The 10,604-nt window shown below is 71.0% G+C and carries 9 protein-coding genes; 5 read left to right on the top strand and 4 right to left on the bottom strand.

Going from position 1 to position 10,604, the window contains the following annotated elements:
• Positions 1-85 precede the first annotated feature (85 nt).
• On the bottom strand, positions 86-1,099 hold the full coding sequence (gmd, locus tag OG978_RS04870) for a GDP-mannose 4,6-dehydratase (protein ID WP_326763984.1): 1,014 nt from the start codon (positions 1,097-1,099) through the stop codon (positions 86-88).
• A gap of 128 nt (positions 1,100-1,227) precedes the next feature.
• On the opposite strand from gmd, the gene OG978_RS04865 reads away from it, so the two are divergent.
• Positions 1,228-2,211: a GDP-L-fucose synthase family protein gene (locus OG978_RS04865; protein WP_326763983.1), complete on the top strand. Its 984-nt coding sequence runs from the start codon at positions 1,228-1,230 to the stop codon at positions 2,209-2,211.
• A 114-nt stretch (positions 2,212-2,325) separates the two neighbouring features.
• Here OG978_RS04865 and OG978_RS04860 read toward each other — a convergent pair whose 3' ends face one another.
• The 3 genes from OG978_RS04860 to OG978_RS04850 all read right to left on the bottom strand — a co-directional run bounded on the left by OG978_RS04860 (position 2,326) and on the right by OG978_RS04850 (position 6,216).
• Complete coding sequence (locus tag OG978_RS04860) at positions 2,326-3,873, bottom strand: sugar transferase (RefSeq protein ID WP_326769932.1); 1,548 nt, start codon at positions 3,871-3,873, stop codon at positions 2,326-2,328.
• Positions 3,874-4,282: 409 nt separating this feature from the next.
• The gene (locus OG978_RS04855; RefSeq protein ID WP_326763982.1) at positions 4,283-5,278 is read right to left on the bottom strand and encodes an MASE1 domain-containing protein; all 996 of its coding nucleotides are present in this window, start codon (positions 5,276-5,278) and stop codon (positions 4,283-4,285) included.
• A 107-nt stretch (positions 5,279-5,385) separates the two neighbouring features.
• On the bottom strand, positions 5,386-6,216 hold the full coding sequence (locus OG978_RS04850; RefSeq protein WP_326763981.1) for a PP2C family protein-serine/threonine phosphatase: 831 nt from the start codon (positions 6,214-6,216) through the stop codon (positions 5,386-5,388).
• 267 nt (positions 6,217-6,483) lie between these two features.
• Between OG978_RS04850 and OG978_RS04845 the strand changes: the two genes are divergently transcribed.
• The 4 genes from OG978_RS04845 to OG978_RS04830 are packed head-to-tail and all read left to right on the top strand — an operon-like array spanning position 6,484 to position 10,602.
• Positions 6,484-6,783 (top strand): DUF1876 domain-containing protein, encoded by a 300-nt coding sequence (locus OG978_RS04845; protein ID WP_326763980.1) that lies wholly within the window; start codon positions 6,484-6,486, stop codon positions 6,781-6,783.
• A gap of 14 nt (positions 6,784-6,797) precedes the next feature.
• Entirely contained in the window at positions 6,798-7,358 is a 561-nt protein-coding gene (locus OG978_RS04840; RefSeq protein ID WP_326763979.1) for a (2Fe-2S)-binding protein, read from the top strand.
• Positions 7,355-9,742, top strand: coding sequence for a xanthine dehydrogenase family protein molybdopterin-binding subunit (locus tag OG978_RS04835; RefSeq protein WP_326763978.1), 2,388 nt, complete (start codon positions 7,355-7,357; stop codon positions 9,740-9,742). Before OG978_RS04840 ends, OG978_RS04835 begins: the two co-directional genes overlap by 4 nt.
• Positions 9,739-10,602 (top strand): FAD binding domain-containing protein, encoded by an 864-nt coding sequence (locus tag OG978_RS04830; protein WP_326763977.1) that lies wholly within the window; start codon positions 9,739-9,741, stop codon positions 10,600-10,602. Before OG978_RS04835 ends, OG978_RS04830 begins: the two co-directional genes overlap by 4 nt.
• Positions 10,603-10,604 lie beyond the last annotated feature (2 nt).

Here is a 10,604-nt window from a genome sequence, read left to right as displayed (position 1 = left end):
GAGCGAACTGCTCCGGCCCCTGCGGTTGCGCCCGGCTCCACCGGCAACACGGTGGAGCCGGCTGTCGCGTCGGTCCCGGGAGGCCTCATCGGTCCACCCGCACGGCCGCTCCGGCGAGTTGGTCGGAGAGCTGGCGGATGTCCGCCTCGACCATGATCCGGGCAAGCTCCTGCGACCTCACGACCGGTTTCCAGCCGAGTTTCTCCTCGGCCTTGGTGGCGTCCCCGATCAAGGCATCGACCTCGCTGGGGCGTTCGTACTTGGCGTCGTAGCGGACATGCTCGCGCCAGTCCAGGCCCGCGTGCGCGAAGGCGTACTCCAGGAACTGCCGGACACTGACACCCTCGCCGGTGGCCACCACATAGTCGTCCGGGGCGTCGCACTGGAGCATCCGCCACATCGCGTCGACGTACTCGGGGGCGTAGCCCCAGTCGCGTACCGCATCGAGGTTGCCCAGATGGAGATGGGTCTGCAGGCCCGCCTTGATCCTGGCCACCCCGCGAGTGATCTTCCGGGTCACGAAGGTCTCGCCGCGGCGCGGGGACTCATGGTTGAAGAGGATCCCGTTGACCGCGAACATCCCGTACGCCTCACGGTAGTTGACGGTGGCCCAGTACGAGTAGACCTTGGCGACGCTGTACGGGCTCCGCGGATGGAACGGGGTCCCCTCGTTCTGCGGCGGCGGGGTGGCGCCGAACATCTCGGACGACGACGCCTGGTAGACACGGGTGTCGATCCCGCTCGCGCGGACCGCCTCCAGCAGCCGGATGGTGCCGAGACCGGTGATGTCACCCGTGTACAGCGGGGCGTCGAACGAGACGCGGACGTGCGACTGCGCGCCCAGGTTGTAGACCTCGTCCGGCCGGATGTCACGCAGCAGATTCACCAGCGCGACACCGTCGGCCAGGTCGGCATGGTGCAGGACGAACGAGCGGTTCTCCTCCTCCGGCCCCTGGTAGATGTGGTCGATGCGCTCGGTGTTGAAGCTCGACGAGCGGCGTATCAGCCCATGGACCGTGTACCCCTTGTCGAGCAGCAGCTCGGACAGGTACGAACCGTCCTGTCCGGTCACGCCGGTGATGAGCGCGGTCTTCGCCACGACTCCCCCTTCTCTGGTCACCTCGGTGGCTGTTGTTCCGCACCGAATACTTCCCGCCGAAATATCGGAATTGAGCGTTCTGCGGCAAAACATCGCCGCCGGCTGCGGGGTGCTGGCATCATCCGGACATGACGACTGATCTCCCCGGTCCTTCCCAGGAATCCGTCCGCCCCCTTCTACGATCCGGTGCCCGCATCTTCGTCGCGGGCCACCGCGGCCTGGTCGGCTCGGCGGTGGTGCGCCGCCTCACCGCCGAGGGGCACGAAGTGATCACCCGCGACCGCGGCCACCTCGATCTGCGCAACGCCGCGCGGACCGAGGCGTTTCTCCGCAAGGTCCGTCCCGACGCCGTGGTGCTCGCCGCCGCCAAGGTCGGCGGGATCATGGCCAACAACACGTACCCGGTGCAGTTCCTGGAGGACAATCTGCGCATCCAGCTGAGCGTCGTCGCCGGGGCGCACGCGGCCGGGGTCGAGCGCTTGCTCTTCCTCGGCTCGTCCTGCATCTACCCCAGGCTCGCCCCGCAGCCGATCCCCGAAAGTGCCCTGCTCACCGGCCCGTTGGAGCCGACCAACGAGGCGTACGCGCTGGCCAAGATCGCCGGAATCGTGCAGACCCGGTCGTACCGTCGGCAGTACGGCGCCTCGTACATCAGCGCCATGCCCACCAACCTCTACGGCCCGGGCGACAACTTCGACCTGGAGACCTCGCACGTACTGCCCGCGCTGATCCGCCGCTTCCACGAGGCGCGCCGGGACGGCTCGTCCGCGGTCACACTCTGGGGCTCCGGCAGCCCGCGCCGGGAATTCCTGCACGTCGACGACCTGGCCGCCGCGTGCCTCCTGCTGCTGGAGCGATACGACGGCGACGAACCGGTCAACATCGGTTGCGGCACGGACCTGACGATCCGTGAACTCGCTGGCATTATACAAGATGTGACGGAATTTCAGGGGGTCGTCGAATGGGACAGGGCGAAGCCCGACGGCACCCCGCGTAAGCTGCTCGACGTCTCCCGGCTCACCGCTCTCGGCTTCGCGCCGCGGATCGCGCTGCGTGACGGGATCGCCCAGACCTACGCATGGTGGCTGGAACGGCAGACCGCACAGGTCTGAGCGGGCCCCGCGGGCCGTCCTGGACGGGCCGGCCGGCACGGCGCGACGGCCGCCAGGCCGACCGTCCGTGCACGGCCGGAGACTTCGCCCTCCTCGCATCGACGGCCGCCGCTCTCAGTACGCCCCGCGGCCGTCGGTGACGGCGCGCAGCGTACGGGCCATGAGCCCCATGTCCGTGGCCACCGACCAGTTGTCGACGTACCACAGATCGAGCGAGACCGTCTCCTGCCAGGACAGGTCCGAACGGCCGCTGACCTGCCACAGCCCGGTCAGCCCCGGCTTCACCGCGAGGCGCCGGAGCTCGCGCTCGTCGTAGCGGGACACCTCCTCCGGCAGCGGAGGGCGTGGACCGACCAGCGACATGTCGCCACGGAGCACATTGAGCAGTTGCGGGAGCTCGTCGAGGGAGGTCCGGCGCAGCAGACGGCCGATTCCGGTCACCCGGGGATCGCGGCGCATCTTGAACATCGGGCCGTCGAGCTCGTTCGCGGCGACGAGCCGTTGTTTGTGGTTCTCTGCGTCGGCCACCATGGTGCGGAACTTCCACATCGTGAATGGCCGGTTGTGCTGCCCGTGGCGGATCTGGCGGTGGAACACCGGCCCGTCGGATCCGAGGCGCACCGCCACCCCGATCAGGACCAGCAGGGGCGTCAGGACCAGCAGGCCGAGGGCGGCGCCGACACGGTCCACGAGGGCTTTCAGGGCCGGCTGCGGCCCCCGGCGCAGGGGTGGCGCGATGTGCAGCAGTGTGAGCCCGGCCGCGGCGGTGGGCCGCACCCGGGCGGCCGCGATGCCCGAGAGCTCCGACAGCACGGACAGCGGGAGCCCGCTGTCGTGCAGCCCCCAGGAGAGCCGGCAGAGCCGTTCCTCGGAGAGCTGGGGGCCGGGAACCACCAGCGCCAGGTCCGCGTCCTGGGCGAAGGCCCCGCCCAGCACGGTCGACACATCGTCGTCGGCCGGCGCCGGCGCGAGCCGGCCCGGCACCGGAACTCCGCACTCCAGCGGTGTGGTCCCCACCGGGACCGCGGCCACGACCGCGTACGGATGGTCCGCACGGGACGCGAGCGACCGGACGGCGCGGTCCACTCCGGGAGCCTCGCCGACCACCAGCACCCGCCGGACCGCCCGTGGCCGGCGCCCCGGCCACGGCAGCCGCCGCAGGGCCTGCGCCGCGATGGCCGCCGACAGGCCGGGCAGCAGTCCCACGATCGCCGTCGCCGGGTCGACCGACCCGCCGGTCGCGGTGCGCAGCACGGCGAGCACGCCTATGAGCAGCAGCCAGTCGCGGATCGTACTCAGTACCCCCGGCGGTTCGCCCGGGAGCTGGTCCGCGTACCGGCCGCGCACGGCCCGCAGGCCGGACCACACCAGTGCCGCGACGGCGGCGGCCACCGCGGTCCGGGACTGCCCGCCGGCGCGCAGTACGAGCCATGCCGGAACCCCGAGGCCGAGGAGCTCGGCGCCTACGACAACCGGTATGCACCGGGCCGTCCTTCTTTTCGCGACGGCCGGTTCGGATCGTCCGCGTGGCGCGGTCGGCGCCCTCCACAGTTCGTCGAGTTGGTTGCTGCGAGGCCGGTTCGAGACAGAGCGCGGACGTGGCGCCCCCGCCAGTCCCACGGGTCCTGTTCTGTCCGAATCGGGTAGGTCGACATGCCCCATGAACCCCCCAGTCACAGTCGCATCGTCACAAACAGGGCGCATCCGCCGATCTCATGGACTGACGGATGCGCCCTCGCTCGGTGCACGATATCCACAGACATGCCATTTCGCTGGAGTTCTCGTGAAGTTCAGACATGCACACTGACTCGGATCTCGTCCCGTTCCGCGCCGGATCTCTGGGTCTGTGGGTAAGTGTTGGCATTTGGAATGCACCTGAATCGGGTTGTGTGCGGACATGTACGCCGGTCAACTGCTCGGCCTGTCCACCAGGTTCGTCCGCGACAACGCGCTGTCGGGAGACCTTCCCCGGCCAACAAACGAGCGAGGGACATATGGTGACGGCCGCTGGCCGGATCGTTTCGGTGTGGTGTGTCGGCCCTGGCGGTGGTGGCAGGGGGAGGCGTGGGGCTCAGCGGCCTTCGAGTTCGTCCTCGGACCGGGACCGCCACGCGGCCGCCGCCCTTCCCGGCGCCAGATGATCCACCACTTCGGCCAGTTCCTCGCAGGCGCGCTCGATCCTGTGCCGGATATTGCTCTGCTCGGTCACCACCGCCGCGAGCAGCAGCGCGGTCAGGGCCACGCAGCCGTTGAGCACGGTGAGATTGACCATCACATGAAGGATGGTCTGGCCCTCGAACGGACCCACCCCCTGCGTTCCCGCGATCGCCGCCAGGACCGACACCAGGAGCGCGCAGGGCGCGCTCCCCGCCAGCTGGAATCGCAGAGCCGCCCAGATCAGCAGCGGAAACACCAGGTACATCATCGCCAGTGAGCTCCGGGTGGCCACCAGCGAGACCGTGACGGAGACGATCAGCAGCGCGCTCGCCTCGATCCAGCGGTCACCGCTCCGCGGCATCCGCAGCCTGCGCAGCACGAGCAGCAGCGGAGTGACCACGAGCACCCCCATCGCGTCTCCCGACCACCATGCCGCCCAGACCGGCCAGAACCCGCTCGCGGGCAGTTTGCCGTCCAGCAACAGCATGCCCGTGCCCACGGTCGCGCTGATGACCATCCCGGCCAGCGCGCCGAGGAAGACCAGCATGACCCCGTCGCGCAACCGGTCCAGTTCCTTGCGGAAGCCGGCTCTGCGGAGTATGAGATACGCGCAGACGGGGGCCACGGTGTTGCCCGCCACGACGGCGAAGGTGGAGGGCGTCACCGAGCCGCTGAGCGTGGCCACGACGAGCAGGGAGCCCAGCGCGATACCGGGCCAGGCACTCAGGCCCAGGTAGATCAGGGCGCCCAGCGCGATGCCCGTCGGCGGCCAGAGCGGCGTGACGACCGCGCCGTGGACGGACACCTCCCGGATGAGGCCGAGTCCTCCGCCCGCGTAGTAGGCAGCGGTGACGGCCAGGACACGCAGTACGGCCACGGCCGTACGTCTGGTTCTCTCGCTGCGGATCACACATCTCATCAGACACCGCCCCGGACGGGTGGCGGCTGTTTGACACGCTCAGGTCCTGTCCGGGTCGCCGCCGCTGACGGGCGCTTCGGCCCGGAAGGGCCGGGATTTCAGTACCGGCCGGGGACGGCCCCGTGGCGCACCACGAGGACGGCGGCGTCGTCCTGGTGCCCGGTCTGCTCCGCCGCCTGCAGCACCGCGTCGGCCAGCTCGCCGGCGTCGGCGCCGACCCGTGCGCGCACCAGCCGGGTCACCGCGTCCAGACCCCGGTCGATCGGGAACGCGGGACCCTCGACCACCCCGTCCGTGACCAGGACGAAGGCGCCCGGAGCCGTCAGTCGCCGCCGGGTGACCGGATAGTGCTCACCCGCCTGGATCCCCAGTGGCAGCCCGCCCTCGTCGCGGGTCACGCCGGAACGCCCGTCGGCCGTGGCCCACACCGCGGCGACATGCCCGGCCCGGGCGCTCTGCAGCTCCCGGGACTCCGGGTCGAGGCGGATGAACGTACAGGTCGCGAAGAGGCCCGAGCCCACCGAGACCAGCAGGTCGTTGGTCCGGCCCACGACCTCGCCGGGGTCCGTGGCGGTGGCGGCGATCGCCCGCATGGCGATGCGGATCTGGCCCATGAATGCCGCGGCCTCGACGTCGTGGCCCTGTACGTCGCCGATGGCGAAGGCCAGCGCACCGTCCGGCAGCACGAATCCGTCGTACCAGTCGCCGCCGATGTCCAGACCGCTGCGGGCCGGTGTGTACCGGGCAGCGGTCTGGAGCCCCGGGCGGGCGGGCAGGGACCGGGGGAGCATCTCGCGCTGCAGCACCTCGGCCAGTTCCACCCGCGCCTGATGCAACTCCACCTCGCGGCGCGCCCGGGAGGTGAGCTGTTGCAGCGTGGTGAGCAACTCCTCGGCACTCGCCGAACGGGGAGGACGACGCCGGTTCATGGGCCGCTCCGCACTGCGGTCGTCTGCGCGGCGCACCCCGGGGCCTGCCGCGGCGGGGCCGTCCGGGGTATCGGCGGACCGGATCCCGGTGCGACGTTCGGCCGTCGCCCGCCTTCGGTGGAATTGGACACCCCGCATCTTATTTCGGCGGTGTGATCTCCGCAGGACGAGCCGGAACGCGCGAACCCGCCCGGCCGGGTGGATCCTGGTGGCAGGACCGCGTCGAGGCGGCGCATCGCGACCGGACGCGGTCGCAGGAGGTGCGCGATGACCCGCACGCTGGAGTGGAGGCTCCGCCTCGGTCTGACCGAGGACGACGGGACGACCAGGGCTGAGGCGGTGCTGGACACCGGCTCCACGCAGCTCACCGGACACGGGGTCGCCCGTTGCAACCCGCAGGACGTGGACGTACCCGTCATCGGCGACGAACTCGCGGCGAGCCGTGCCATGAAGGACGTCGCCGCACAGCTGATGAAGGCCGCCGACGCAGAGCTCGAAACCGTCGGCGCCGGACCGGCGAGCGGCCCCGTGGCCCCGCCCTACGCGTGGAACGACACCACGGCCTGAGCCCGGGAGCACATATGACCCGCATTTCGATGACGGTGGACGGCACACGGTACGAGGACGAGGTCGAGCCCCGACTGCTGCTGGTCCACTACCTCAGAGACCATCTGGGCCTCACCGGCACTCCCGTCGGCTGCGACACCAGCAACTGCGGGGCATGCACCGTCGAACTCGACGGTGACAGCGTCAAGAGCTGCTCCGTACTGGCCGTCCAGGCCGACGGAGGGGAAGTGACGACCGTCCAGGGACTCGCCTCCGACGGCGCATGGACACCGCTGCAGACCGCGTTCCACGAACAGCACGCGCTGCAGTGCGGCTACTGCACCCCCGGCATGATCATGGCGGCCCGCGACCTGCTCAAGGAGAACCCCGACCCCACGCCCGAGGAGATCCGTCACGGGCTGGAGGGCAACCTCTGCCGCTGCACCGGCTACCAGAACATCGTGCGTGCCGTCCTGGCGGCGGCCGCCGAGGAGCGACGCCGCCGGGCCCCCACGCCCCGGCCCACGGACACCGGTCGGCCGGACGCGTGGCCCGGGGCCGCCCCGGCCACCGCCGGGCAGGAGGCACGGACATGACCGCCCCGACCACCGCCGGCGAACGACGCCCCGAGGTCGGCCGCTCCCGGACCCGCAAGGAGGACGCACGGCTCGTCACCGGCCGCACCACCTGGACCGACAACATCACGGTGCCGGGCCTGCTGCACCTGGCGATCCTGCGCAGCCCCATGGCCCACGCCCGGATCGACCGCGTCGACGTGTCGGCCGCGCTGGAACGGCCGGGGGTGATCGCCGCTCTCACCGGCCGTGACCTGGCCGACGAGCTCGGACCCATGCCGTGCGTATGGCCGGTGACCGAGGACATCGTCATGCCCGACCACCCGGCCGTCGCCGTCGACGAGGTGCGGTACGCCGGAGAACCCGTCGCCCTGATCGTCGCCCGCGGCCGGTACGCCGCCGCGGACGCGCTGGAGGCCGTGGAGGTCGACTACACACCCCTGCCACCCGTGCTCGGCCTGGAAGCGGCGCTGGCCGACGACGCCCCGCTCGTCCACAACGGCAAGGGCACCAACCGCTGCTACACCTGGCCGCTGGCCACCGGCGACTACGCGGCGCAGAAGGCCCGCGCCGACATCGTGCTGCACCGCCGCTACACCCAGCAGCGCCTCATCCCCAACGCCATGGAACCCAGAGCGGTGGTCGCCACACCGCCCACCTCGTCCAACGAGTACACCCTGTACTCCTCCACCCAGGTCCCGCACGTGGCCCGGGTCGTCCTGTCCATGGTCACCGGGATCCCCGAACAACGGCTGCGGGTGATCGCCCCGGACGTCGGCGGCGGCTTCGGATCCAAGCTCCAGGTGTACGGGGAGGAGGCCGTCGCCCTCGCCCTGGCCAGGAAGCTCGGCAGGCCCGTCAAATGGACCGAGTCCCGTTCCGAGGGCTACCAGGCCACCCATCACGGCCGCGGCCAGATCCAGGACATCGAGATCGCCGCGACGAAGGACGGCGAGATCCTCGGCCTGAGCGTCGACCTGCTCGCCGACATGGGCGCCTACCTGATGCTGATCACCCCCGGCATTCCGCTGCTCGGCGCGTTCATGTACCCGGGGATCTACAAGATGAACGCGTACACCTTCCGGTGCACCGGCGTCTTCACCACGAAGACGCCGACCGACGCCTACCGCGGCGCCGGCCGCCCCGAGGCGACCTTCGCGATCGAGCGGACCATGGACGAACTCGCGGCCGAACTCGGCCTGGACCCCATCGAGTTGCGCCACCGCAACTGGATCGGCCACGAGGAGTTCCCGTACACGTCCATCGCCGGACTCACCTACGACAGCGGCAACTACGAGGCGGCCACCGACCGGGCCCTCGCCCTCTTCGGCTACGACGACCTGCGCGCCGAACAGCGTGAGCGCAACGCCCGCGACGACCCGGTGCGGCTCGGGATCGGCATCTCCGCCTTCACCGAGATGTGCGGCCTCGCACCCAGCCGCGTCCTGCGCGACCTGCGGTACGCGGCCGGGGGCTGGGAGGCCGCCACCATCCGCATGCTGCCCACCGGAAAGGTTGAGGTCACCACTGGGACCAGCCCGCACGGACAGGGCCATGCCACCTGCTGGAGCCAGATCGCCGCGGACGTGCTGGGGGTGCCGTTCGAGGACATCGAGGTCGTGCACGGCGACACCAGGGCGGTCCCGCAGGGCATGGACACCTACGGCTCACGGTCCCTGGTGGTCGGCGGACTGGCCGTCCACCACGCCGCGCTGAAGGTGGTGGCCAAGGCCCGCAGGGTCGCCGCGCACCTGCTGGAGGCGAACGAGGCCGACCTGGAGTTCTCCGCCGGGACCTTCTCGGTGAAGGGATCACCGGAGGCGACGAAGACCATCCAGGACGTGGCCTTCGCGACGTTCTCGTCCCACGACCTGCCCGACGGGATGGAACCGACGATCAACGCCGGGCATCTGGTCGACCCGGACAACTTCTCCTTCCCGCACGGCACACACCTGTGCGCGATCGAGGTCGACACCGAGACCGGGCGGGCCCGCATCCGCAGCTACGTCTGCGTCGACGACATCGGGAAGGTGATCAACCCGATGATCGTCCAGGGCCAGATCCACGGCGGTCTCGCCCAGGGCATCGCGCAGGCGCTCTACGAGGAGGCGGTGTACGACACCGAGGGCAATCTGGTCTCCGGGACGATGGCGGACTACCTGGTGCCCGCCGCACCGGACCTGCCGGACTTCGTCACCGACCGCACCGAGACTCCGGCGACCTCCAACGCCCTCGGCGTCAAGGGGGTCGGCGAGGCCGGGACCATCGCCTCCACCCCGGCCGTCGTCAACGCGGTCGTGGACGCGCTGCGGCCGCTCGGCGTGAAGGACGTGGGCATGCCGTGCACCCCGCAGCGCATCTGGCAGGCCGTCACGGACGCACGGGCGAAGGAGGCGACCGCATGATTCCCGCCGCATTCGACTACGCACGGCCCGACACCGTCGACGAGGCGGTACGCACACTGCACGACGGCGGCGAGGAGGCCAAGGTACTGGCGGGCGGACAGAGCCTGATCCCCATCCTCCGCCTGCGCCTCGCCTTCCCCGAACTCCTCGTCGACCTCGGCCGGATCCCGGAACTGCGCGGCGTCCGCGAGGACACCGCCACCGGATCGCTCGTCATCGGAGCCATGACGACCCACCACGACGTCATCCACGACCCCCTGGTACGCCGCCACGCCGGGCTGCTGGCCGCCGCCACCGAGACCGTCGCCGACCCCGCCGTACGGCATCGCGGCACACTCGGCGGCTCGCTCTCCCACGCCGACCCGGCCGGCGACCTCCCCGCGGTACTGCTCGCCCTGGACGGCGCAATGGTGGCCGCGGGGCCGCGGGGCAGACGCACCGTCCCGGCCCGCGAGTTCTTCGTCGACTATCTGCGCACGGCCCTGGCGGACGACGAGCTGCTGGTGGAGATCCGGGTGCCGAAGACCGACGCCTGGGGCTTCCACTACGAGAAGTTCAGCCGGGTCGCCCAGGGCTGGGCGATCGTCGGCGTGGCGGCACTCGTACGGCGCGACGACGGCCGCATCGCCGAGGCCCGCATCGGCCTGACCAACATGGGCACCACACCCCTGCGCGCGAGCGCCACCGAGGAGGCGCTCGCCGGGGCGGCGGCCGGCCCGGCCGCGGTGGCGCACGCCGCCGGCGCGGCGGCGGAGGGCACCCGTCCCGCCTCGGATCCGTCGGCGACACCCGAGTACCGCGAACACCTCGCACGGGTGCTGACCCGGCGCGCGGTGCTCGCCGCGGCCGGGACGGAGTGACC

Source organism: Streptomyces sp. NBC_01591 (assembly GCF_035918155.1).
GTDB lineage: Bacteria > Actinomycetota > Actinomycetes > Streptomycetales > Streptomycetaceae > Streptomyces.
Note: the sequence above shows the minus strand (reverse complement) of the source record. Positions and strands in the feature narration are given on the sequence as shown.

Bases quoted from the DNA above. Each gene is read 5' to 3' on its own strand.
- OG978_RS04865 (WP_326763983.1), top strand. From the start codon at position 1,228: ATGACGACTGATCTCCCCGGTCCTTCCCAGGAATCCGTCCGCCCCCTT.
- OG978_RS04860 (WP_326769932.1), bottom strand. From the start codon at position 3,873: ATGGGGCATGTCGACCTACCCGATTCGGACAGAACAGGACCCGTGGGA.
- OG978_RS04850 (WP_326763981.1), bottom strand. From the start codon at position 6,216: ATGAACCGGCGTCGTCCTCCCCGTTCGGCGAGTGCCGAGGAGTTGCTC.
- OG978_RS04845 (WP_326763980.1), top strand. From the start codon at position 6,484: ATGACCCGCACGCTGGAGTGGAGGCTCCGCCTCGGTCTGACCGAGGAC.
- OG978_RS04840 (WP_326763979.1), top strand. From the start codon at position 6,798: ATGACCCGCATTTCGATGACGGTGGACGGCACACGGTACGAGGACGAG.
- OG978_RS04835 (WP_326763978.1), top strand. From the start codon at position 7,355: ATGACCGCCCCGACCACCGCCGGCGAACGACGCCCCGAGGTCGGCCGC.
- OG978_RS04830 (WP_326763977.1), top strand. From the start codon at position 9,739: ATGATTCCCGCCGCATTCGACTACGCACGGCCCGACACCGTCGACGAG.